This is a genomic window from Acinetobacter sp. TAC-1 (genome assembly GCF_029025845.1).
Lineage (GTDB): Bacteria > Pseudomonadota > Gammaproteobacteria > Pseudomonadales > Moraxellaceae > Acinetobacter > Acinetobacter guillouiae.
Genome location: NZ_CP118892.1, coordinates 598,147 through 621,963, shown reverse-complemented (window position 1 = coordinate 621,963; position 23,817 = coordinate 598,147). Strand labels below are relative to the sequence as shown.

Here is a 23,817-nt window from a genome sequence, read left to right as displayed (position 1 = left end):
TGTTCGGGTCTTATTTAAATGCCTTACTTCGTACCAAATGAGTTATTAACAGAACATTTGAGTTGATTTTAACATAAAGCATAGCTTTATGTCTTGCGCTCGGACAAACATAATTAATGTTTGTTTATTCCTCGCTCATGTAACTAGCTTTTCAACTAAATCAAGTATGTTTGATCTTTTATGAATCAAATGATGCTTCATATACAACTGCTTGGGTGTTGTATAGTCAAGCCTCACGAGCAATTAGTATTGGTCAGCTTCATGCGTCACCGCACTTCCACATCCAACCTATCAACGTCGTAGTCTTCAACGGCTCTTTAGAGGACATAAAGTCCTAGGGAAATCTTATCTTGAGGTAGGCTTCCCGCTTAGATGCTTTCAGCGGTTATCCCTTCCGAACATAGCTACCCGGCGATGCGACTGGCGTCACAACCGGTACACCAGAGGTTCGTCCACTCTGGTCCTCTCGTACTAGGAGCAGATCCTCTCAAATTTCCAACGCCCACGGTAGATAGGGACCGAACTGTCTCACGACGTTCTAAACCCAGCTCGCGTACCTCTTTAAATGGCGAACAGCCATACCCTTGGGACCTGCTTCAGCCCCAGGATGAGATGAGCCGACATCGAGGTGCCAAACACCGCCGTCGATATGAACTCTTGGGCGGTATCAGCCTGTTATCCCCAGAGTACCTTTTATCCGTTGAGCGATGGCCCTTCCATACAGAACCACCGGATCACTAAGACCTACTTTCGTACCTGCTCGACTTGTGGGTCTCGCAGTTAAGCGCGCTTTTGCCTTTATACTCTACGCGTGATTTCCGACCACGCTGAGCGCACCTTCGTACTCCTCCGTTACTCTTTAGGAGGAGACCGCCCCAGTCAAACTACCCACCAGACATGGTCCTCGTCCCGGATAACGGGACAGAGTTAGAACCTCAATATTACCAGGGTGGTATTTCAAGGATGGCTCCATAGCAACTGGCGTCACTACTTCAAAGCCTCCCACCTATCCTACACAAGTAAGATCAAAGTTCAATGTCAAGCTGCAGTAAAGGTTCACGGGGTCTTTCCGTCTAGCCGCGGGTACACCGCATCTTCACGGCGATTTCGATTTCACTGAGCCTCTGCTGGAGACAGCGCCCCCATCATTATGCCATTCGTGCAGGTCGGAACTTACCCGACAAGGAATTTCGCTACCTTAGGACCGTTATAGTTACGGCCGCCGTTTACTGGGGCTTCGATCAAGAGCTTCGCTTACGCTAACCCCATCAATTAACCTTCCAGCACCGGGCAGGCATCACACCCTATACGTCCACTTTCGTGTTTGCAGAGTGCTATGTTTTTAATAAACAGTTGCAGGGGCCTGGTTTCTGTGGCTGCCAATAGCTCAAGGAGCAAGTCCTATCACCGTCAGCAGCGTACCTTCTCCCGAAGTTACGGTACCATTTTGCCTAGTTCCTTCAGCAGAGTTCTCTCAAGCGCTTTGGTCTACTCGACCTGACCACCTGTGTCGGTTTAGGGTACGATTCCTGTGTAACTGAAGCTTAGAGACTTTTCCTGGAAGCATAGTATCAGCCACTTCGCTAGTAAACTAGCTTGCTATCAGCTCTCAGCATAGAGCACCCCGGATTTGCCTAAGATGCATGCCTACTGCCTTTCACCTGGACAACCAACGCCAGGCTGACTTAACTTTCTCCGTCCTCTCATCGCATTACACAGAAGTATTGGAATATTAACCAATTTCCCATCGACTACGCCTCTCGGCCTCGCCTTAGGGGTCGACTCACCCAGCCCCGATTAACGTTGGACTGGAACCCTTGGTCTTTCAGCGAACGGGTTTTTCACCCGTTTTGTCGTTACTCACGTCAGCATTCGCACTTCTGATACCTCCAGCATACTTCTCAATACACCTTCATCGGCTTACAGAACGCTCCCCTACCACGTATACATAGTATACATCCGCAGCTTCGGCATATAGTTTTAGCCCCGTTACATCTTCCGCGCAGGCCGACTCGACTAGTGAGCTATTACGCTTTCTTTAAAGGGTGGCTGCTTCTAAGCCAACCTCCTAGCTGTCTATGCCTTCCCACATCGTTTCCCACTTAACTATAATTTGGGGGCCTTAGCTGGCGGTCTGGATTGTTTTCCTCTTGACTACGGACGTTAGCACCCGCAGTCTGTCTCCCGGATAGTACTCATAGGTATTCGGAGTTTGCATCGGTTTGGTAAGTCGGGATGACCCCCTAGCCGAAACAGTGCTCTACCCCCTATGGTATTCGTCCGAGGCGCTACCTAAATAGCTTTCGGGGAGAACCAGCTATCACCGAGTTTGATTAGCCTTTCACCCCTATCCACAAGTCATCCCCTGGCTTTTCAACGACAGTGGGTTCGGTCCTCCAGTTAGTGTTACCCAACCTTCAACCTGCTCATGGATAGATCACCCGGTTTCGGGTCTATACCCAGCAACTAAACGCCCTATTAAGACTCGATTTCTCTACGGCTCCCCTATGCGGTTAACCTTGCTACTGAATATAAGTCGCTGACCCATTATACAAAAGGTACGCAGTCACCGAACAAGTCGGCTCCCACTGCTTGTATGCATGCGGTTTCAGGATCTATTTCACTCCCCTCACAGGGGTTCTTTTCGCCTTTCCCTCACGGTACTGGTTCACTATCGGTCAGTCAGGAGTATTTAGCCTTGGAGGATGGTCCCCCCATATTCAGACAAGGTTTCACGTGCCTCGCCCTACTCGTCATCATTATATGTGCCCTTTCGTGTACGGGACTATCACCCTCTACGGTAGCACTTCCCAGAGCTTTCCGCTAAAACACATATAACTTAATGGGCTGATCCCCGTTCGCTCGCCGCTACTGAGGGAATCTCAATTGATTTCTTTTCCTAAGGGTACTGAGATGTTTCACTTCCCCTCGTTCGCCTCGCATGACTATGTATTCATCATGCGATACCTACCTTATGGTAAGTGGGTTTCCCCATTCAGAAATCTCCGGATCACAGGATATTTGCCGCCTCCCCGAAGCTTATCGCAGGCTATTACGTCTTTCATCGCCTCTGACTGCCAAGGCATCCACCACATGCACTTAATTACTTGACTATACAACCCCAAACAGTCGTTAATCCCTACAAGGAGGATCAACAATGTGAACTTAATCACTTCTATTTGTTGCCTGTGAACTTAATCACCATACAGCTTCAATTTAATTCATATACCAAAACGCTTGATTCAGTTTTATCGCTAGTGCTCATTTCACTCAACATTAACAATTACTTGCTAACATCAACTAAAACGAGTTTAAACAATTATTTCAACTCAAATATATTCTGTTAATGATTCACTACCGCCTCGTCAGCGAGTAGTTAACTGTGATAAATCACAGAAGTTAATAAACTCAATGTTCATTAAATTCTATAATCAATCTTATCTTTCAAATGGGTGCCTGCGCGAAGCATAGCTTCTTGCTTAAATTTTCGGACAAAGCGTTGCTTTGTTTTTCCTCAAATTTGGTGGAGACTAACGGAGTCGAACCGTTGACCTCCTGCGTGCAAAGCAGGCGCTCTACCAACTAAGCTAAGTCCCCAGCTTAAGATCTTAATATATCTGCTCTTCTGTGTTCAGTAGACTTGGTGGGTCTGACAAGACTTGAACTTGTGACCCCACGCTTATCAAGCGTGTGCTCTAACCAACTGAGCTACAGACCCTCAGATACATCAATGAAGAACAACTTGTTGTGGATTCTTACCAATCGTCAATCTTTCGTTAAGGAGGTGATCCAGCCGCAGGTTCCCCTACGGCTACCTTGTTACGACTTCACCCCAGTCATCGGCCACACCGTGGTAAGCGTCCTCCTTACGGTTAGACTACCTACTTCTGGTGCAACAAACTCCCATGGTGTGACGGGCGGTGTGTACAAGGCCCGGGAACGTATTCACCGCGGCATTCTGATCCGCGATTACTAGCGATTCCGACTTCATGGAGTCGAGTTGCAGACTCCAATCCGGACTACGATCGGCTTTTTGAGATTAGCATCCTATCGCTAGGTAGCAACCCTTTGTACCGACCATTGTAGCACGTGTGTAGCCCTGGTCGTAAGGGCCATGATGACTTGACGTCGTCCCCGCCTTCCTCCAGTTTGTCACTGGCAGTATCCTTAAAGTTCCCACCCGAAGTGCTGGCAAATAAGGAAAAGGGTTGCGCTCGTTGCGGGACTTAACCCAACATCTCACGACACGAGCTGACGACAGCCATGCAGCACCTGTATGTAAGTTCCCGAAGGCACCAATCCATCTCTGGAAAGTTCTTACTATGTCAAGACCAGGTAAGGTTCTTCGCGTTGCATCGAATTAAACCACATGCTCCACCGCTTGTGCGGGCCCCCGTCAATTCATTTGAGTTTTAGTCTTGCGACCGTACTCCCCAGGCGGTCTACTTATCGCGTTAGCTGCGCCACTAAAGCCTCAAAGGCCCCAACGGCTAGTAGACATCGTTTACGGCATGGACTACCAGGGTATCTAATCCTGTTTGCTCCCCATGCTTTCGTACCTCAGCGTCAGTATTAGGCCAGATGGCTGCCTTCGCCATCGGTATTCCTCCAGATCTCTACGCATTTCACCGCTACACCTGGAATTCTACCATCCTCTCCCATACTCTAGCTTCCCAGTATCGAATGCAATTCCCAAGTTAAGCTCGGGGATTTCACATCCGACTTAAAAAGCCGCCTACGCACGCTTTACGCCCAGTAAATCCGATTAACGCTCGCACCCTCTGTATTACCGCGGCTGCTGGCACAGAGTTAGCCGGTGCTTATTCTGCGAGTAACGTCCACTCATCCTAGGTATTAACTAGAAGAGCCTCCTCCTCGCTTAAAGTGCTTTACAACCATAAGGCCTTCTTCACACACGCGGCATGGCTGGATCAGGGTTCCCCCCATTGTCCAATATTCCCCACTGCTGCCTCCCGTAGGAGTCTGGGCCGTGTCTCAGTCCCAGTGTGGCGGATCATCCTCTCAGACCCGCTACAGATCGTCGCCTTGGTAGGCCTTTACCCCACCAACTAGCTAATCCGACTTAGGCTCATCTATTAACGCAAGGTCACAAGTGATCCCCTGCTTTCCCCCGTAGGGCGTATGCGGTATTAGCATCCCTTTCGAGATGTTGTCCCCCATTAATAGGCAGATTCCTAAGTATTACTCACCCGTCCGCCGCTAGGTCAATTACCGAAGCAATCTCCCCCGCTCGACTTGCATGTGTTAAGCCTGCCGCCAGCGTTCAATCTGAGCCATGATCAAACTCTTCAGTTAAAAATCATTAGTGACTTAAGGTCACAATTCTGGCTCATCAATGTACTGACAAATTCTCTCAAATAAACTTCGAGTAATTTAAACCAATCAATCAATGATAATATTTCGATCAATCAATCAGTAAAAATCCACACAAGTTGTTCTTCATATTCTCTTAATGATCTTCTCAATGCTTCGTCAGCATCAAGCTAGGTCGGCTATACTACTCTCTATCTCTAAAAAGTCAATCAATAATGTTAATTATTTTTTCTAACAAACCCAACCCTAACCTCATCTTAAAATCTCAATTCGAAATCTTAACAACTTAATCAAGTGCCTGATTTATCAGAAGTTTTATTTAACATCACCGCCGATGGATGTGCATTCTACAGCATTCACAAACCAACACAACCCCTTTTTTTAATTATTTTAATTGTTCGAACAAATAATGTTCGTTTATCATATTTATTCACACTTTTTAATCAAATTTGCTTTAATACATATGCAATAACTACTGTTAGAATACGATTATGAAGTCTTTAATATAGCTATATCGTTATCGACTACTTTTACTTTAAGAATATTTCAAGGAATTCTATGCGTCCTTATCATGTACTTTGGGCTTGTTTACTTAGCATTGGTCTGACTAGCCATGTATTTGCTCAAGACGAATTATCTGCTCAAGAGAATTCGGACAATGCTGTTTCTACAAACTCTGATTCAGATGATAAGTCGTCTCAAGAGAATTCTTCAGCACTAGAAAACGAAGCAGCTTCTAAACACCCAAGAATTGAAGCCCTTAGAGAGCTTAAAAACATCACAAAAAATGACTTAAAAGTGAATGCCAATGCAGCGCAACCAGATGCTGTAAAAGATCCACTACAACCATTGAACCGTGAAATTTATGCATTTAATGACATGATCGACCGCAATGTTGCTCGACCTATTGCTGTTCAGTACAAAGCAAAAGTGCCTGGTGATGTACGTTCTTCATATAGTTTATTTCGTAAAAACTTGAGTGAACCATGGAATGCGGTCAACCAACTTGCTCAAGGGCGCTTTAGTCGTGCAGCCAAGTCTCTAGGTCGTTTTACCATTAACACCGTCAGCTCTTTAGGTTTAGCTGATCCTGCAACTCGCTTAGGTTTAGCAACTGAAGAAGAAAGCTTGGGTACCACATTAGGTTACTACGGTATTCCAAGTGGCCCTTATGTCATGCTGCCTATCTTAGGACCAAGCACACTTCGTCACTCAGTTGATTATGTTGCTGAAGGTTATGCCAATCCGCTTACCTATCCAATGGATAACAACCATCAAACAGGTTTAATCTGGGGTAATCGTGCTTTAGGTGGGATTAATACCCGTTCTAAACTTCTAGATGTTGAAAGTGTATTGCAAGGTGATCGTTACTCAGCAATTCGCGATATCTATTTACAACGTTTAGCATTCCAAATTGCTGAGAAAAAAGGCCGTGGACAGGAAGCTGTCGCATTTGTAGATGATGATGAGGACGACAGCAATCATCCTACTGATACAAACGCAGACAAATAACCACAATATTTTGTTAAACTTATTTGCTAGTAATTCATATGGTTTTACTAGCATTGTGGTGTCATCTATAGTAAATCTACTGGATAATGCTTTTATACCGATTAAGGATCATTCATTTCTTCTATGTATTTCATTCAACCCAGTCGCCAAATTTCAAGCTTAGAACAAGTATTAGATACGCTTCCTAGCTTGCAGATGATTACCATTGAAGACATTCATCGTTATGATCCAACAATTATTGCAATTGCAGACGTCCACGATTTTTTACAATACCAATGGGCTTTACCTACCATTGTCATTGCACAAGAAAATGAAGGAAGCGAACTTTCTCAAGCATGGGAACTTGGTGCTCTTGCTGGTTGGATCTGGACCAAGCTTCCAGCCAATCTTGAAGATTCTTTATTAAAAATTGATGCGCAATATAAACGTAATCAAGATAGCCGTGATTTACCATCTGCCGCAGAACTACAAAAGAAACTTCTTCCAAATCCAATTGAACTGCAAAACTATAAAGTTGAAACGCTTTTCCAGCCTTCTGCGTATTTGTCTGGTGACTGGTATGACTACTGGAAAATCAGTGATAAAGAAATCATGTTCTATTTGGCCGATGTATCGGGTCATGGGGTAACCAGCTCCTTACTGACATCTTGGATGGCTGCCTTTCATGGTCGCTCGAAAACACCAAGAGAATTGATTAAAAAACTCAATGGTATGCTGGTTCAAGAAAACATTGAAAAACACATCACAATGTTGGCTGGCATTCTAAATCTAGAAACACATGCTTTAAAATGGTCAAGTGCGGGACATTACCCTCCCCCCATCATTTTTGAACCCAACCAAGCCCCTCGTGTCTTGAATACCAGCAGTTTTCCTTTAGGACTCACAGAAGACTTAGAGGTTGAAGAATTCCAATGTACATTAACCAAGCATGCACGGTTCATTATTTGTTCTGACGGTGCCCTTGAACCATTCTCTGGTGGTTTGAATGAACAGTTCTCACAATTGGTCTATCATTTGCAAAATCAATCATTCCGCGCACCAGAACATGTAGCAGATGACATTGCAATCCTCAGTCTCCGCAGAATGAATTAACAATATAATCAAATACATATAATAAATTAGACTAATAACCTATACGCAAACGCTTGAGTATAGACTTGCGCTATGTGATAATTTTCCTATCCTTCTCTGCAAATGGCATTTATATGTCAACAGGTCATGTTGAATATGCAAGCTTGAATGGAACGCATATTTTCAAACTTATTGGTGAAGTGCGAGCCCAATCTTGTATTAGTTTAGACAAACTTTTGGCAAGGATTGAACAACAGAAAAACGTCATTGGCGCAATTGTTGATTTAACCCAAACCACATTTATTGATAGTACAGTTCTTGGAATACTTGCCAAGCTTGGCTTAAAGTTGAAACAAGTACACCACATCCAAGCGGTGATGCTGTCCACAAATCCAGATATTACCACTCTAGCCAATAGCATGGGCTTAGGGCAGGTTTTTGTCATTTTAAATTACTGTGGTGACCCTCAAGTGTGCACCAATGCTTTGATTGACGATAATGTTAATCACAGCACAATGCTGTGTACCGTTCTCGATGCACACAAAACATTAATGAAGCTCAATGAAAACAACCAAAATATGTTCGAGCCATTAGTTAAACAACTTGAAAAGCAGCAAGATACAATGGAATGTGTATCTTCAAACCAGCAAAACGCTTAATAATTTCAAAATTGCTTTATCAGGGATAGCCCATGACTTTACTTTCCGTTGTTCAAATGAACTCTCAAAATGACATTGAAGCAAACTTCAGTGTGATTGAGTCGTTGATACAACAAAGTAAAGCTGATGGTGCCTCTTTGATTGTGTTTCCTGAAAACTTTGTCTGCTTTGCCGCAGGTAAACAACGGGAAACTGCTGCACGTTTTGAAGAAATTCAAAAGCGTTTAGAAAACTTAGCACATCATTATCAAATATGGATTGTTGCTGGGACATTGCCTTGCCCTTTCCGTCCAGATGGTTCAATTATTGCAGACGGTCGAGTTCGTACTGTCAGCCTATGTATCAGTCCAGAAGGTACTGAAGCACGTTATGACAAAATCCACTTGTTTGATGTACAAGTGGGTGATGCTGTTGGTGGGTATCAAGAATCTCAGTTTTTTGAACCAGGCAGTGATATTGTTGTCGCGAAAACACCTTTTGGACAAATCGGTTTGATGGTCTGCTACGACTTACGCTTTCCAGAACTTGCACTCACCTTGAGAGCGCAAGGTGCAAATATTTTGACTGCACCAGCTGCATTTACCTATACCACAGGTCAAATGCATTGGCAGTTATTACTTCAAGCACGTGCGATGGACAGCCAATGTCATGTTTTAGGTGCAGCACAACAAGGTTGGCATGGTGAAAAACGTCAAACCTGGGGACATGCTGGTGCAACCAATAGTCGTGGGCAGATTTTAGCGATTACAGATGCAGAAGGCGCGCAATTGATGACGGTTCCTTTTGATTTGAATGAGCAGCGCTCAATTCGTGAATCAATGCCTTTAATGCAACATCGCAAATTGATGTCATTCTAAGCCTGTATTGCCATTAATGACTTTTATTTCCTGAACGAGACAAAACAACGTTATACTTGTGAGGCGTAATATCTTCACGAGACAAGCATGCAACAAGACTATTCAAACTTAAATCTTGATCATCAACTCTGCTTTCTTGTTTACTCTACAAACTTAGCATTAAATCAACTTTATCGTAAATTACTCACACCACTAGGACTGACCTATCCACAGTATTTGGTCATGTTAGTGCTTTGGGAAAAAGATGGTCTAACTGTATCTGAAATCGGAGAAAAACTCTTTTTAGAATCATCTACGCTTACCCCCTTACTCAAAAAATTACAAAGTAATGGTATTGTTAACCGCGAACGTTCCACGAAAGATGAACGTCAAGTGATTATTAGCCTCACTGTTCAGGGCCATGCGCTAAAATTAAAAGCCGTGGATATTCCGTTACAAGTTGCTCAAGCCAGTGCTTGTGATTTAGACAGCATTACTCAATTGAAAGATCTTCTTTCAAACTTACGCGAAAACATTTCAAAATAAAGTTATCAAATTTTACACAAACGCTACTTGTTTAAATATTTATATCGTATACGATATAATTGAACGCAATCAAAAATGGATGATTTCCGATGTCTTTAGAAAAAGTAGTTTATACAGCACATGCAAAAGCAACTGGCGGTCGTGATGGTCGTGCAACATCATCAGACGGAATTTTAGATGTTAAATTAGCAGTGCCTAAAGAAATGGGTGGTGCTGGTGGCGGTACCAATCCTGAACAACTTTTTGCAGCAGGTTATTCTGCTTGCTTCCTTGGTGCGATGAAGTTTGTTGCTAACCGTGATCATTTAAAAATTACCCCAGATGTTTATATCGAAGGTGATGTTGGTATTGGTCCAATCGCTACTGGTTTTGGTATTCAAGTGACTTTAAATATTCATTTAGAAGGTTTAGAGCAAGAAGAAGCACAGAAATTAGTAGATGCTGCACATATCGTTTGCCCATATTCAAATGCGACTCGTGGCAATATTGATGTTACGTTAAATGTGATTGTTTAATGTTATGATAAAACCTACCTAGAAGTATAAATTTATTTTTAGGTAGGGGTAATTTACAAAGCTATTTAAATCAGTTTGAATTTTCACCCAAGTATATTTATTCGCTAAAAAAACGTTCTGTATAATTTTATGTATCTAAATCTTAGGGTAAACAATGGCATTTAGTATTAAAGATTTATATTTTAAAATATTAGACTTTGAAAAAATATTATACTTTGAAACAATATTAGACTTTAAAGCTGAAGATTTTTTTGAATCTGTAATTAAAAAATGGATTGTTGAAAATGACTATAAGAATTATATTTCGAATATATCCAACAAAATAAGTGGTAGAAAAAATGAATTATTGCAAGAAGATATTTGGGAGCTTTATGCATTATCTCGTGTATTAGACCTACTGACACTTCCTTTTCAAACTGACAATGATGCTGATGATTCTGATTGGAAAGGACCAAGAATTACAGTAGCGGAATACATTGAATTTAATAACCTTCTTGGTCTTGAAATAAATACACCCTTTTCATTCAAACCTTTTAATTGTGAAATAATAGAAGCACAAATAGGAATGAATGATTTCGAAATTATTGAGTGTAACTTTCCTGCTGTAAAACTAAATAATTTAATGATAAAAAAAGCTGGTGTGAAAATTTTACTCAATCCAGATAAATTCAATTTAAACTTAATAAACAAGGCTTCAATTTATTGGGCATTCAGACGTAAAAATAGAAAATACTTTGACTTATCTCAAGGATGGGGAAGTAATTCACAATGGAGAACCGATTTAAGATTAGATATTGAAACAGAAAACTCTTACATCTATAACGTAACAGGGAGATTTAACCTAAACTCCCCAACAATAGAACTCACGGAAGAGTTAAATCAACAAGACTTAGAACTAAATGAGGCAGTGGAGTTAACTGTTTTTAGGCATTTTATGAAATGTACAAAAGATGATTCTGATCTATTTCCATATGATTTTAGATTTGAAGAACAAAAAGTTAACAGAACAAGGATGATTTTCATTTAGAGATGACGAAAATCCAAACATAAATTTCCATACCCTAAATAAATACTTATCAAAAAAAGCTGCTTTAGCTAAATATCTATTTTGATAAACGATTATTAAGGGCTAGGAAATAACATATAAACTATTAAAGAATCAGGCTTACTCAGCCGCTTCATTGGTCACCCGTAAAACTTCTTCCATTGTGGTTTTACCCGCCAATACTTTACGTAAACCATCATCTCGAATTGAACCTGCGTCTTTACGTGCATATTCTTCAAGCTCATATTCTGCTGCATTACCATGAATCAAACGGCGCATCTGCTCATCAATCGGAACAATTTCATAAATCGCAGTACGTCCTGTAAAGCCCGTATGGGAACAAAAATCACAACCATTCGGCACAGGCAGTTTTAAATTCGTTTCTAGACTTACAGGTTTAAATACATCTTTTTCAAAGTCATCTGCTTCACGCCATGTATGGCAATGAGAACACAATGTCCGAACTAAACGCTGGGCAATTACCCCAATCAATGAACTGGATAATAAGAAGGGTTCAATCCCCATATCTTTTAAACGGGTCACAGCACCAATTGCCGTATTGGTATGCAGCGTAGATAAAACCAAGTGACCTGTTAAAGACGCTTGAACTGCGATTTCAGCCGTTTCCAAATCACGGATCTCGCCCACCATCACCACATCTGGATCTTGACGCAGCATGGCTTTTAACGCACGGGCAAAGGTCATATCCACTTTGGTATTCACTTGAGTCTGCCCAATCCCTTCAAGTTGATACTCAATCGGATCTTCAGCAGTGAGGATATTTTTAGAGCCATCATTCAAATCAGAAAGCGCGGCATACAAAGTCGTCGTTTTACCCGAACCTGTAGGGCCAGTGACAAGAATAATGCCATGTGGACGATGAACCAATTGCGTTAAACGTTCATAGTCAGGCTTCATTAAACCCAAATGGGTCATGTTGAGTCGACCCGCTTGTTTATCCAACAAACGCATAACGACACGTTCACCATGCGACGATGGTAAGGTCGAAACACGGACATCCACCTCACGTCCTGCAAGACGTAAAGAAATACGACCATCTTGTGGAATACGTTTTTCTGCAATATCGAGTTTTGCCATAACTTTAATACGCGATACCAACAATGGCGCAAGTTCACGACGAGGCTGTACGATTTCACGCAATTGCCCATCTACCCGTAAGCGAACAGATAATTTCTTTTCAAAGGCTTCAATATGAATATCTGAAGCCCCGACTCGAATCGCTTCAGACAATAAAGCATTGATGAGTCGCACGATTGGTGCATCATCTTCCTGATCCATCAAATCTTCAGTTTCAGGAATCTGATCGGCCAGACTCAATAGATCAGGGTGATCTTCAAGACCAGCGGCAACCTGTTGCGATTCGCCCGTTTCACCAGCATAGCTTGAACTGAGCATGTGATTAAACTCAGTTTCATTACATAATTGATGTTGTGCTGTACGACCGAGATAGCGGCGGGCTTCCTGAATCGCAATTTGTGCGGTATCCTGACGGCGAACAATAAAAACTTGATCACCTTCATAACGCAACAGCACTCCATGCCGTTTTGCAAAACTATATGGTATTTGTAATTGTTTGAGAACTTGCATTACAACTTATATTAATGATTTAAATTGCTTTGAGTGTACTCTATGCTCATGACAGCGTGAAGTCTGTTTGTTAAAGATTTGATGATGATTTTATGAATGGGATAAACACATTTGTCTAAGAAGAAAGAACATCTGGAACCAGAACTCCCTGATTTAAAGTGGTGGGGAGAACAACTGTTTGAATTGAACCAATCCAAAGCATGGCAATTTGGTTCTATGATGATGCGCATTACTCGTGGTTTACAAGAATGGCGCTTGGAATATTATCGTCCAAAATTCCAATATGACTATGAGCAGCAATGGCATAAAATCCATGATGTAAACTTTGGTTTTCCTGAACCTGTACATGTTGAACGCTATATGTTTCGCGAGACCCATAAAGCATTTCAACTCATGCCCCGTTTAGCCGATCGCTCTGTGGTGATTCGTCCTGTCGATCCAATTTATATTCCCGCAGGCCAACGCGGCACACTCTATATCAGTACACCACTGTGGATTTCAGGTTTTGTACAAGCCCAAAAAGAACCCTTATTTGATATTCCTGTAATTTTACCTAAGGATACATGGTTTGGCCCTGATCACCGTACAGGTGAAATGTGTTATGCCACCTCAGTCGATGGTCGTACCGAATTAAATTTATTACGTCCACGTGCCTTTCGTGCAGTAACACCGATTGATTTCCACAATGTCAGTAGTCATCAGCTTCGATTTGACCGTATGAATGTGCCTGTTCCTGCACTGCCTTTATTTTATAGTGAAAGCACAGGACGTTTATGGACATCACAAATCAAGGTTGTTTATGAAGGCAATGATCGCCCTGCCCGTGTAAGAATTGAAAATCGTACACCACCTTTGGCCGGCGAAGTGATTTATGTGCATCCACCACGCTCACCAGGCGGCGCTTTGTTCAATATGTTTGATTCATTTTTCTAAGGGATGAGGTAAAAATGGCTGAATCCAATATTCCCAAAGACATTGCCAATAGCCTAAAAGGCATCTTTACCAATGTAAATGTCGACCGCTTAAGTGAAATTGCTGTTGCTCTGATCCTCTGCTTTGTGGGTTTTGTGCTGGCACGTGTCATTTCCAATACCTTTATCCGTACCATCGGTGCGCGCTTTAATGCGCATCAACGATTGGTTTGGCGTAGAGGTATTTTTTATTTTATTTTCTTACTGTTTGTGATTGCCAGCTTAAAAGAAGCGGGCTTTAAACTCAGCGTATTTTTAGGCGCAGCAGGGATTTTAACTGTTGCATTGGGTTTTGCCTCACAAACTTCTGCATCGAACTTAATTAGTGGTTTATTTTTAATTGGTGAAGGTTCCTTCGAAGTTGGCGATACGATTCAAATCACCCTGATTCGTGGACATACCATTGAAGGTGAAGTGATTTCGATTGACTTACTTTCAGTGAAACTTTTGACCATGGACAATGTCTATGTGCGCCTTCCCAATGAGCAATTGATTCGCGCCCCCGTACATAACCTATCAAAATTCCCGATACGGCGATTGTCGATTACAGTTGCAATTAACTTCAATGAAAATATCAATAAAGTCCGTGAAGTTTTAATTGATGTTGCCAACGATTACCCATTAGTTCTAGCAGATCCTAAACCACGTGTGACTGTTTCAGCCTTTGGAGAATCCTCCATTGAAATTTTATTTGCACTGTGGTGTATGCAAGCAAACTACTTACAAGTTAAAGATGAAATTCATGAGTTAATCCGCAATCGTTTTGTGGAAAATCAGATTGAAATCCCTGTACCAAAAATTGGCTTTGTAGATCGTCCAAATCCAAATGAAGTTCTTCAAAATGAAGATATTGACGGTTACGCCAATAAACAGGATTTAAAATTAGAGCAACAACAAGATAAACAGCTTTAAGCAGATCAAAGCGATAATCTAGAAAACAAGCGTCCCTCATTTATGATTGAGGGATTTTTATTTTCAATTACAAAATATTCATCAAGTTTTAAACCGTGAGCTGATAAATTAATCACTTCAAAACAACAAAATGGACAATCACAATGCAACTCAATCACTATTTAAACTTTGAAGGCCAGACCGAAGCTGCTTTTAATTTTTATAAATCTGTTTTTGGCGGTGAATTTTCATTTTTAAAACGCTATTCCGAACTGCCCGATGTCCAAGTGCCAGACCAAGAGAAAAACTATATTTTACATGTTTCTCTGCCGATTAATGAATTTACTGTATTGATGGGTTCAGACACCAGCGAGCAGTTCTGTGCACCTAATAGTGCGCCATTTAGCAAAGGCACCAACCATTATATTTCGATCAACTTAGAAGCTCACGAAGCGAATGAAGCTCAGCGATTATTTACAGCACTCTCTGCCAATGGTCATATTGAAATGGCACTAGAACCTACATTTTGGGGTGCTTTATATGGTGCTTTCACCGATCAGTTTGGTATTCGCTGGATGGTGAACTGCCAACTGAATGAAGGATAATGAATAGAATATTGCGATAGCCTATTGATTGACAATGATATAGGTTATATTGCTATTACGATAACAACCTCATTTATAACAATATGATCACTGGTCTTACCCATACCCTTCTGATTATTTTAATCACACTTGCGATTTCTTTTATTGCTTGGCAGCAACGCAATGTAATGAATCGTTTGATTTTCAATGTTTCAGCGATTAAGCATGGTCAATATGATCGCTTTTTAACCCATGGTTTTATCCATAAAGATGGTATGCATTTATTTTTCAATATGTTTACCTTGTACTTCTTTGGGCGAAATGTTGAACGGTTTTTCCGTGATTACTTAAGTGGTATGGGCTTTGTCTTATTTTATTGTAGCGCCATCATCATTGCTGCGATTCCCAGCTATTTGCATAATCGAACCCTAAATTCCTATCGAAGTTTAGGGGCTTCGGGTGCCGTTAATGCAGTGTTATTTAGTGCGATTCTGTTTAACCCTTGGAGCATGATTTATATCTATATTTTACCTGTACCCGCAATTATTTTTGGGACGATTTATTTATGCTATAGCCTGTATGCGATCCGTTCAGGACATTCTCCATTAATCGATCACCGCGCACATATTACTGGTGCAATCTATGGTTTCTTATTTCCTTTACTATTAGAACCATCATTAGCTACAGCGTTTTTCTATAAATTTATTAATTCACCGTTATTCTAAATTTCATATGGATTCATTGATGTCTAAACTGCTCTGTAAGAAAGTAAGACATCAATATTTGAAAATTGCGTAATGATCTTGCAAGAATTCTATCTTGAGAGAATAAATATGACTAACTCAATTTCACCAATACTATAAAAGCTGAATCCTTAGACCCAACTTTTATATTCTTAACATTTGACATTAATGTTGATCAAGTCGAAATGAGGTCATGGTTAATGAACCAGCGACGGCTTGATCATTAAAAATATGTAACTCATCTTTCTCTTCCTGCAAACCTAAGGCATATAACATAGGATAATAATGATCAGGTGTGGGAATCGACAATAAAAACTCAGCACCTTGTTTTTGCCAATCAATTAAAGCTTGATGGTTATGTGTCGCTAAGAAATTTTTCATCTTTGCATCAGCCTCTAAAGCCCAATCATAACCATAATGGTCATCAAATTTATCAAAGGCAATTTTGCTTAGGTTATGTACGAGATTACCACTAGCAACAATCAATACCCCTTTACGACGTAACTGCGCCAATTGTTTAGCCAAGTCATAATGATATTGGGCACCTTGACTATAGTCGACACTCAATTGAACAACAGGAATATTGGCTTGTGGAAATACATGACATAACATACCCCATGTTCCGTGATCTAATCCCCAACTATGATCATGATGAACTTCTATACTGTGAATTGCTTCAGTTGTTGCCTCAACCAAAGCTTTATTTCCAGTAGCAGGATATTGCACATCAAACAATGCTTGAGGGAAACGACCAAAATCATGAATAGTTTTCGGTTGTTGCATTGCAGTGACGGCTGTACCACCTTGGGTAAGCCAATGTGCAGAAATACATAAAATTGCTGTCGGTTGTGTGCTCATTTCAGCGCCAATACGATTCCATGAACGAGTAAAATCATTAGTTTGAATTGCATTCATGGGTGAGCCATGACCCAAAAATAGTACAGGCATGACTTCAGTATTGGGTAAAGTTGCGTTCCAGCCTTTGAGTAGAGATAAGTCACCCATTGTTTGATTTAACATTTCATCCACCATGAATCATCTTTATTTAATTATGTGCTGTTCATTGCTATAGATACATAGACTTTCCAGCCTACAACATTGCAAAAATGCAACGATGATTTTTTGTAGATGCTTTTAAGTAGAGAAGGTTTTACGACCTAATGATGTTATGTTGAATCAATGTTGATTTGGGCACGATACAAATAAAGCCGAATACCGATTTATATCATTGATATCATATTCACAATATGCAATGGCTACACCAGCTTTAACTTGAGAACAATAAAAAGCCGAACTTTCGTTCGGCTTTCATTTCAAAATCAGTACTTAATACAATCAAGCACCTGTTTGATAATGCGCTTTTGGTACAGCTGTAGATGCTTGGTAAGGGTGCGTAAAATCACCTAAACCTGCTGCTGCCTCATGGATATCTTTACCTTCTTTCACAACAAAAGTATCGAAACCAGAACGCTTCATATAGTTCAAAACATCTTTAAACACATCGCCTGTTGCACGAAGATCGCCTGCGTAGCCTTGGCGACGTAACAACGCAGCAAATGAATAACCCCGACCATCATTAAAACCTGCAAAATCAATAAAGATCGCATCTAACTGATCTAATGGAAACGCATTGGTTTCAGGTGAAGCATCTACGGTAAGAAATAGTGCTTTTTTCCCCGTCACATTCGCAAGCTGGTCCAACTGCTCAACAGTCAACAACACATCACCTTGTGGCAATACACCATCTTCAGCAATGATTTGATAGGTATTGTCTGCAACAGTGCCATCTTTAGAGAGGACTTGAAGTGCGGTATTAAGCATATGCGCGCTCCTTAAAAGGTTGAATACCCACTCGACGATAAGTTTCAATAAATTCTTCACCTTCGTTACGAAGATCAAGATAAGTATTTAAAATTTCATCAATAATGTCAGGTACAGATTCTGCTGCAAATGATGGTCCTAAAATATCACCAATTGAAGCATCATGGTCTGCATTTCCACCTAAGGTAATTTGATAGAATTCAGCACCTTTTTTGTCCACACCCAAAATACCGATGTTGCCGACATGGTGATGACCACAAGCATTCATACAACCTGAAATGTTCAAGTCGATATGGCCTAAGTTATAGACTGTATCTAAATCATCAAAACGACGTGTAATGGCTTCAGAAATTGGAATAGATTTCGCATTTGCCAATGAACAGAAGTCACCACCTGGGCAGCAAATAATATCGGTAATAAAACCAATATGTGCACGAGCAAGATTATTCTTTTCAAGGGTTTGCCACAATTCAAATAAATCTTTCTGTGGTACATCAACCAATGAAATATTTTGTTCGTGTGTGGTCCGTAATTCACCAAATGTATATTTGTCTGCAAGATCTGCAATCAAATTCATTTCTTCAACAGTCATATCACCTGGTGCAATACCCGCACGTTTTAGTGAAATAGTAACAATACGATAGCCTGCAACTTTATGTGCATTGGTATTGATATTGAACCACTGTTTAAACTTTGGATACTCAGCAAATAGGCCACTGAAATCTTCATCTACATAATTTTGATAATCAAACGGCATAAACTCTTCGTCTAATTTTTGCAAAATTTCAGGTTGAACTTTCAAAGTTTTAATTGTTTCAGCAAATTCAGCTTCAACTTTTTCAGCAAAAACTTGTGGTGTTAATGCTTTAACCAAAATTTTAATACGAGCTTTATATTTATTGTCACGGCGACCATGCAAGTTATAAACACGCAGAACCGCTTCTAAATAAGCAATTAAATCTTCACGTGGCAACCACTCACGAATCATAGAACCAATGATAGGTGTACGGCCTAGACCACCACCCACTTTGATTTTATAACCCAACTCACCCGCTTCATTACGAGTTAAATACACCCCAATGTCATGGAATGAAGTTGCTGCACGATCAATTTCTTCAAGTGCAGAAACTGCAATTTTGAACTTACGCGGTAAAAATGCAAACTCAGGATGGAATGTAGACCACTGACGAATCAATTCACACGTCGGGCGTGGATCTGCAATTTCCCCAGCAACAACACCAGCGTATTGGTCTGTTGTGGTATTACGGATACAGTTTCCTGAAGTTTGAATCGCATGCATCTGAACAGAAGCTAAACCTTCTAGCATATCAGGCACATTTTCTAGCGCAGGCCAGTTAAACTGAATGTTCTGACGTGTCGAAACGTGTGCATAACCACGGTCATACTCTTTGGCGAGCTCTGAAACTTTACGTAATTGTTTAGAGTTCATTAAACCGTAAGGTACAGCAATACGTAGCATTGGCGCATAACGCTGTACGTATAAACCATTTTGTAATCGTAATGGACGATACTCATCTTCAGTGAGTTTTCCAGCTAAATAACGTTCCGTTTGATCACGGAATTGTGCAACACGTTCATTGATCAGTTGCTGATCGAAATCAGTATATAAATACATGGCGTACAGCTAGTAGTTTCATTATAACGATGCACAATATAACGAGTATTGATCTATCAAAGAAATGCTTTTTTTCCATATTTTATAGCGGTTTTATTGATAAGCATTGTGCAAAGATCGAATTGGCAATGCTTTACGGGCAAAGCATACTTTTATTACGTTATGGATGTTTTTCTTCATTGCTTATCTTTATTTTAGATAATAAAAAAGAGCATATCGAATATGCCCTCTCGTTGATCACAGCTGTCATCCCAATACTAAACTTATTCAACCCTGTAGCTTATTTAGCTTATACAGGATTGATTAAGATCAATGCCCAAAGCTAAGTTTACCGATTTTGAATTAATCCTCTGATTTCTGCTGCTCATCACTATTTTCTAATTTATCTTCGGCAATTTTTGCGGCTTCATAACCTGCAAATGCGCCAGCTGCTTTTTCTAGAAAGCCAGCATCAGGGTCTAACTTATCGACACTTTGCTCAGCAATCACTGCACCTGCAATTTTACCTAACTCGTCTAATAAACCGCTCATTGATCACACTCCGCAGTGTTTTGTTTGAGTTTTTAATTTATGCAAACTTGTTGAAAACATTGCGAAGATTCTGTTGTTTCAATGACTAGATTATGAGAGAGCAATGCAATGATTGATGTCAATTTTTTAAAATTAAGATCCGCTTAATCTTTTAAGGCTGCAATACAGCGCCCTTTTTAAGCAGATCAAGCGATGACAACTCAGATGGTCAAATAGGTATTCTCCCAAACACTTTGGTCAAGCTCTGTATGAGAATCAGCATTCAAATCTACTTCAACCAATTGCACATAACGGCCATATACCTGATCTATCGCCAGACAATCATCGACCTCTAAAACTCGATCAGTGTGTGGTTTTTGCCAATGCCCTGCAAAATACTGTTTACCCTTGGCTTTCGCTTCAATCGCATCTTGAGCAACAATCAGGATATAGCGGTGTAACTCACCAAACTCATTTGCATCATAACCGCCTAAATTAATCAGCCAAAGCTTCTGATCTGATGCATTCGGTTGCGCATCAGTAAAATGTATTTGATATTTCTTATTTTCAAACACTAAAGTATTTAATTTTTGCCATGCGTCGATGTGTAAACCCTGTTGCTCACCAAACCATGCATTTTTTAATTGAGGATAAACCTCTTCAAGCGAATCGCCTACGGCAAGAACCACATCATGAACTTCAACATTGGCACGTGCATGACGGCCACCCAACATAACGATAAATAAACTAGACATATTCAGTCACTAAGTTAATGTTTGAACAAGTTTTAATAATAAAATCCCACCCACAGATAATACGGCATTGTTCAAAAAATGAATGAGTAATACATGCCAAATATTGCGTGTCCACAAATAGATCAGATTTAAAAATAAACCTGCACTCATAAAGCTGATTGTTGCGATTAAATTTCCATCAAAATTATGATAATGGATCAAACCAAATAATATAGAGTTCAATATAATCAGTACAATGCGCCATAGCCACGGTTGGATAAATAACTTTTGCAATAAAGTATAGCGAAACACAATATCTTCTAAAAGCGCAGTAAATAACGGACCCAAGCTAATGATCAACAGACTGAGAAAAGGAATATGTTCAGGATCAATCAGGTCTTTTTCTTGTGTACTCGGCCCGAGGGGTAAAAGCTGACGTGTCAGTGAGATCACCACTTGTAGCACGATTGCACCAACCACCACCAAGACACTTGAGCGCCAAAAGGCCTGTTTATACTTTTGCCAATGCGTAAGCAACATTTCCTTATATAAGTAGCACACTAAAATAAACAGCACGCCTCTTAAAATGGTATCGCCCATACTAACAGCAATCGAGATTCCAAATATTTTTTCTAAAATAAAGCCATTTAAAATAATTAAAGGGATGATACAAATCGCAAATGTGTCTTTCAATCCCCAGACAATTTTTTCAGGAAAAGGTTCAGCTCGAACCCGTTGTAAAAAATGCATATAAAAAATTAACCGATTATTTTCATTAAATTTTGGGTAATTTAGCTCATGATTTCCATGTGCTTTTTGTAGAGTTTCCCTATGATCCTGTCTAGTCCAGAAATAAAAAAGCCTCTATAAAAGAGGCTTTTAAATTAATCGAGTGAGATGAATTACATCTCAACCATTTCAACACCATCAATACGTGCAACAGTCATTAAATCTTTATCACCACGACCCGATACCGTCGCAATAATAATTTGATCCTTCGACATTGTTGGCGCAAGTTTAGTCACATAGGCCATTGCATGTGAACTTTCCAATGCAGGAATAATCCCTTCAATATGAGTCAAATCACGGAAGCCTTGAAGTGCTTCTGTATCATTAATTGGCACATAATTCACACGATGCATGTCTTTTAGGAAACTATGTTCAGGACCCACACCAGGATAATCCAAGCCTGCTGAGATTGAATGTGTTTCAATAATCTGGCCTTGCTCATCAGACATTAAATAAGTACGGTTGCCATGTAAAACACCAACATGGCCTGCATTTAATGGTGCTGAATGTTTACCTGTTTCAATGCCTAAACCTGCGGCTTCAACACCGTACATTTTGACGTCTTGATCATTTAAGAATGGATAGAACAAGCCCATTGCATTTGAACCACCGCCGACACATGCAACCAAAGCATCTGGTAAACGACCTGCTTGCTCTTGAATTTGTTTACGTGCTTCACGACCAATGATCGATTGGAAATCACGTACCAATTGTGGATATGGGTGCGGACCTGCAACTGTACCAATCACGTAGTAAGTCGAATCTACATTAGTTACCCAATCACGCATCGCTTCGTTCATGGCATCTTTTAATGTTTTAGAACCACTTTCTACAGGCACAACTGTTGCACCAAGCAAGCGCATACGGTAGACATTCATGGCCTGACGTTTTACGTCTTCAGCACCCATGAATACCACACACTCAAGACCTAAACGCGCGGCAATTGTTGCAGTTGCCACACCATGTTGACCTGCACCCGTTTCCGCAATAATACGTTTTTTGCCAGAAAGCTTCGCAAGTAGCGCCTGACCAATGGTGTTATTGACCTTATGTGAGCCTGTATGATTTAAGTCCTCACGTTTAAGATAAATTTGCGCACCACCCAACTCTTTCGACCATCGCTCAGCATAGTAAAGCGGACTAGGACGTCCGACATAATAAGCGAGATCACGGTCGAATTCTGCCAGAAACTGCGCATCATCTTTCATACGGAAATAGAGTTTCTCTAAATCCTCTAAAGCTGCCATTAAAGTTTCTGACACAAAACGTCCGCCATGGATACCGAAATGCCCGTTTTGATCTGGGAATTGGGTATAGTCAATCACACTATTTTGTTGATTACTTTGCTGATCCACGTTGGACTCCTTGCATAAATCGTTCTACGAGTTGTTGGTCTTTGATACCTTTTGCGGATTCTACGCCTCCGCTGACATCGACTGCATACGCTTGAGTCGTTTGTATAGCGTCTTCAATATTTTCAGGTTTTAAACCACCTGCCAAAATTAAAGCAATATCGAGTTTAGGGAATTGAGACCAGTCAAAACTGTGTCCAGTCCCTCCTTTCAGTTCAGGATGCCATGCATCTAAAAGCATAGCACTCGCACCAGCCTGTTGGTATTGCTGAATTGTCGTAATAATATCTGAATTTTTTGCATCAGGTTTAATCTGAATCGCTTTGTACCAACGGCGCTTATTATACTGTGCGATCTGCTGACATTGTTGTGCAGTTTCATCACCATGAAACTGAATAATATCCAAAGGCACGTGTTCTAATACTTGTGCAATGTCTTGTGCACTGGCATTAACAAATAATCCAACAATGTTGATATACGGTGGAATAAGTTGTGCCAATTGCTGAGCCAATTCAATCGTGACATAACGTGGACTAGGTTCATAAAACACAAAACCAATCGCATCCACACCTGCTTGTACAGCAGCTTGGATATCCTGTGGTCGTGTAATCCCACAAATTTTGGCACGGGTACGCATAGCTTTGAACTCGAATTTGTTCA

At 40.7% G+C, this 23,817-nt stretch carries 20 protein-coding genes, 2 tRNA genes and 2 rRNA genes; 11 read left to right on the top strand and 13 right to left on the bottom strand.

All coding sequences use genetic code 11. The features are described from left to right. Positions 1-222: 222 nt before the first annotated feature. The 4 genes from PYV58_RS02935 to PYV58_RS02920 all read right to left on the bottom strand — a co-directional run bounded on the left by PYV58_RS02935 (position 223) and on the right by PYV58_RS02920 (position 5,316). A 23S ribosomal RNA gene (locus tag PYV58_RS02935) occupies positions 223-3,113 on the bottom strand. Between the two features lie 408 nt (positions 3,114-3,521). Further along, positions 3,522-3,597: transfer RNA gene (locus tag PYV58_RS02930), tRNA-Ala, on the bottom strand. Between the two features lie 44 nt (positions 3,598-3,641). After that, a tRNA-Ile gene (locus PYV58_RS02925) sits at positions 3,642-3,718 on the bottom strand. Positions 3,719-3,777: 59 nt separating this feature from the next. Then, a 16S ribosomal RNA gene (locus PYV58_RS02920) occupies positions 3,778-5,316 on the bottom strand. Together the 16S and 23S rRNA genes with 2 tRNA genes alongside form the textbook arrangement of a ribosomal RNA operon. Before the next feature lie 576 nt (positions 5,317-5,892). Here PYV58_RS02920 and PYV58_RS02915 point away from each other — a divergent pair. From PYV58_RS02915 to PYV58_RS02885, 7 genes are all read left to right on the top strand, one after another. Continuing rightward, a complete protein-coding gene (locus PYV58_RS02915) occupies positions 5,893-6,846 on the top strand; it encodes a VacJ family lipoprotein (RefSeq protein WP_004817058.1) in 954 nt (317 codons plus the stop codon). 123 nt (positions 6,847-6,969) lie between these two features. Then, positions 6,970-7,938, top strand: coding sequence for an RsbU family protein phosphatase GigA (gene gigA / locus PYV58_RS02910; protein WP_004725998.1), 969 nt, complete (start codon positions 6,970-6,972; stop codon positions 7,936-7,938). A 113-nt stretch (positions 7,939-8,051) separates the two neighbouring features. After that, a complete protein-coding gene (gene gigB / locus PYV58_RS02905; RefSeq protein ID WP_016539397.1) occupies positions 8,052-8,576 on the top strand; it encodes an anti-anti-sigma factor GigB in 525 nt (174 codons plus the stop codon). A 32-nt stretch (positions 8,577-8,608) separates the two neighbouring features. Then, positions 8,609-9,433, top strand: a complete 825-nt coding sequence (locus PYV58_RS02900) for a carbon-nitrogen hydrolase family protein (RefSeq protein ID WP_034612444.1) — start codon at positions 8,609-8,611, stop codon at positions 9,431-9,433. A gap of 87 nt (positions 9,434-9,520) precedes the next feature. Continuing rightward, the gene (locus PYV58_RS02895; protein ID WP_034612440.1) at positions 9,521-9,958 is read left to right on the top strand and encodes a MarR family transcriptional regulator; all 438 of its coding nucleotides are present in this window, start codon (positions 9,521-9,523) and stop codon (positions 9,956-9,958) included. 89 nt (positions 9,959-10,047) lie between these two features. Beyond that, positions 10,048-10,473 carry an organic hydroperoxide resistance protein gene (locus tag PYV58_RS02890; RefSeq protein WP_004817050.1) on the top strand — a complete coding sequence of 142 codons (426 nt, stop codon included), beginning with the start codon at positions 10,048-10,050 and terminating at the stop codon, positions 10,471-10,473. Positions 10,474-10,627: 154 nt separating this feature from the next. Next, positions 10,628-11,500 carry a hypothetical protein gene (locus PYV58_RS02885; RefSeq protein WP_034612435.1) on the top strand — a complete coding sequence of 291 codons (873 nt, stop codon included), beginning with the start codon at positions 10,628-10,630 and terminating at the stop codon, positions 11,498-11,500. A gap of 138 nt (positions 11,501-11,638) precedes the next feature. Here the strand turns inward: PYV58_RS02885 and gspE are convergent, their stop codons facing one another. Continuing rightward, positions 11,639-13,126, bottom strand: coding sequence for a type II secretion system ATPase GspE (gene gspE / locus PYV58_RS02880; protein WP_034612432.1), 1,488 nt, complete (start codon positions 13,124-13,126; stop codon positions 11,639-11,641). A gap of 111 nt (positions 13,127-13,237) precedes the next feature. Between gspE and PYV58_RS02875 the strand changes: the two genes are divergently transcribed. The 4 genes from PYV58_RS02875 to PYV58_RS02860 all read left to right on the top strand — a co-directional run bounded on the left by PYV58_RS02875 (position 13,238) and on the right by PYV58_RS02860 (position 16,297). After that, positions 13,238-14,059, top strand: coding sequence for a hypothetical protein (locus PYV58_RS02875; protein WP_004725984.1), 822 nt, complete (start codon positions 13,238-13,240; stop codon positions 14,057-14,059). A gap of 14 nt (positions 14,060-14,073) precedes the next feature. Continuing rightward, positions 14,074-15,009, top strand: coding sequence for a mechanosensitive ion channel family protein (locus tag PYV58_RS02870; protein WP_004725982.1), 936 nt, complete (start codon positions 14,074-14,076; stop codon positions 15,007-15,009). A 143-nt stretch (positions 15,010-15,152) separates the two neighbouring features. Next, complete coding sequence (locus tag PYV58_RS02865; RefSeq protein WP_034612428.1) at positions 15,153-15,593, top strand: VOC family protein; 441 nt, start codon at positions 15,153-15,155, stop codon at positions 15,591-15,593. An 83-nt stretch (positions 15,594-15,676) separates the two neighbouring features. After that, entirely contained in the window at positions 15,677-16,297 is a 621-nt protein-coding gene (locus tag PYV58_RS02860) for a rhomboid family intramembrane serine protease (protein WP_034612424.1), read from the top strand. 183 nt (positions 16,298-16,480) lie between these two features. On the opposite strand, the gene ygiD is transcribed toward PYV58_RS02860, so the two are convergent. The 8 genes from ygiD to PYV58_RS02820 form a co-directional block, all read right to left on the bottom strand. After that, positions 16,481-17,335: a 4,5-DOPA dioxygenase extradiol gene (gene ygiD / locus PYV58_RS02855; protein ID WP_275059702.1), complete on the bottom strand. Its 855-nt coding sequence runs from the start codon at positions 17,333-17,335 to the stop codon at positions 16,481-16,483. 315 nt (positions 17,336-17,650) lie between these two features. Next, the gene (locus PYV58_RS02850) at positions 17,651-18,136 is read right to left on the bottom strand and encodes a DUF934 domain-containing protein (RefSeq protein WP_004817045.1); all 486 of its coding nucleotides are present in this window, start codon (positions 18,134-18,136) and stop codon (positions 17,651-17,653) included. Then, complete coding sequence (locus PYV58_RS02845) at positions 18,129-19,772, bottom strand: nitrite/sulfite reductase (RefSeq protein WP_034612410.1); 1,644 nt, start codon at positions 19,770-19,772, stop codon at positions 18,129-18,131. Before PYV58_RS02845 ends, PYV58_RS02850 begins: the two co-directional genes overlap by 8 nt. Before the next feature lie 342 nt (positions 19,773-20,114). Further along, on the bottom strand, positions 20,115-20,303 hold the full coding sequence (locus PYV58_RS02840) for a hypothetical protein (protein WP_034612408.1): 189 nt from the start codon (positions 20,301-20,303) through the stop codon (positions 20,115-20,117). 200 nt (positions 20,304-20,503) lie between these two features. Beyond that, positions 20,504-21,037, bottom strand: a complete 534-nt coding sequence (locus tag PYV58_RS02835) for a DUF1543 domain-containing protein (RefSeq protein ID WP_034612406.1) — start codon at positions 21,035-21,037, stop codon at positions 20,504-20,506. 9 nt (positions 21,038-21,046) lie between these two features. Then, positions 21,047-21,766: a type II CAAX endopeptidase family protein gene (locus tag PYV58_RS02830; protein WP_034612405.1), complete on the bottom strand. Its 720-nt coding sequence runs from the start codon at positions 21,764-21,766 to the stop codon at positions 21,047-21,049. 152 nt (positions 21,767-21,918) lie between these two features. After that, complete coding sequence (gene trpB / locus PYV58_RS02825; RefSeq protein WP_004725964.1) at positions 21,919-23,160, bottom strand: tryptophan synthase subunit beta; 1,242 nt, start codon at positions 23,158-23,160, stop codon at positions 21,919-21,921. Continuing rightward, positions 23,144-23,794, bottom strand: coding sequence for a phosphoribosylanthranilate isomerase (locus PYV58_RS02820; RefSeq protein ID WP_004817040.1), 651 nt, complete (start codon positions 23,792-23,794; stop codon positions 23,144-23,146). Before PYV58_RS02820 ends, trpB begins: the two co-directional genes overlap by 17 nt. Positions 23,795-23,817 lie beyond the last annotated feature (23 nt).

What these genes read in the sequence shown, in the direction of transcription:
- PYV58_RS02915 (WP_004817058.1), top strand. Translation starts at nt 5,893, where the DNA reads ATGCGTCCTTATCATGTACTTTGGGCTTGTTTACTTAGCATTGGTCTG.
- gigA (WP_004725998.1), top strand. Translation starts at nt 6,970, where the DNA reads ATGTATTTCATTCAACCCAGTCGCCAAATTTCAAGCTTAGAACAAGTA.
- gigB (WP_016539397.1), top strand. Translation starts at nt 8,052, where the DNA reads ATGTCAACAGGTCATGTTGAATATGCAAGCTTGAATGGAACGCATATT.
- PYV58_RS02900 (WP_034612444.1), top strand. Translation starts at nt 8,609, where the DNA reads ATGACTTTACTTTCCGTTGTTCAAATGAACTCTCAAAATGACATTGAA.
- PYV58_RS02895 (WP_034612440.1), top strand. Translation starts at nt 9,521, where the DNA reads ATGCAACAAGACTATTCAAACTTAAATCTTGATCATCAACTCTGCTTT.
- PYV58_RS02890 (WP_004817050.1), top strand. Translation starts at nt 10,048, where the DNA reads ATGTCTTTAGAAAAAGTAGTTTATACAGCACATGCAAAAGCAACTGGC.
- PYV58_RS02885 (WP_034612435.1), top strand. Translation starts at nt 10,628, where the DNA reads ATGGCATTTAGTATTAAAGATTTATATTTTAAAATATTAGACTTTGAA.
- gspE (WP_034612432.1), bottom strand. Translation starts at nt 13,126, where the DNA reads ATGCAAGTTCTCAAACAATTACAAATACCATATAGTTTTGCAAAACGG.
- PYV58_RS02870 (WP_004725982.1), top strand. Translation starts at nt 14,074, where the DNA reads ATGGCTGAATCCAATATTCCCAAAGACATTGCCAATAGCCTAAAAGGC.
- PYV58_RS02865 (WP_034612428.1), top strand. Translation starts at nt 15,153, where the DNA reads ATGCAACTCAATCACTATTTAAACTTTGAAGGCCAGACCGAAGCTGCT.
- PYV58_RS02860 (WP_034612424.1), top strand. Translation starts at nt 15,677, where the DNA reads ATGATCACTGGTCTTACCCATACCCTTCTGATTATTTTAATCACACTT.
- ygiD (WP_275059702.1), bottom strand. Translation starts at nt 17,335, where the DNA reads ATGTTAAATCAAACAATGGGTGACTTATCTCTACTCAAAGGCTGGAAC.
- PYV58_RS02850 (WP_004817045.1), bottom strand. Translation starts at nt 18,136, where the DNA reads ATGCTTAATACCGCACTTCAAGTCCTCTCTAAAGATGGCACTGTTGCA.
- PYV58_RS02845 (WP_034612410.1), bottom strand. Translation starts at nt 19,772, where the DNA reads ATGTATTTATATACTGATTTCGATCAGCAACTGATCAATGAACGTGTT.
- PYV58_RS02840 (WP_034612408.1), bottom strand. Translation starts at nt 20,303, where the DNA reads ATGAGCGGTTTATTAGACGAGTTAGGTAAAATTGCAGGTGCAGTGATT.
- PYV58_RS02835 (WP_034612406.1), bottom strand. Translation starts at nt 21,037, where the DNA reads ATGTCTAGTTTATTTATCGTTATGTTGGGTGGCCGTCATGCACGTGCC.
- PYV58_RS02830 (WP_034612405.1), bottom strand. Translation starts at nt 21,766, where the DNA reads ATGCATTTTTTACAACGGGTTCGAGCTGAACCTTTTCCTGAAAAAATT.
- PYV58_RS02820 (WP_004817040.1), bottom strand. Translation starts at nt 23,794, where the DNA reads ATGCGTACCCGTGCCAAAATTTGTGGGATTACACGACCACAGGATATC.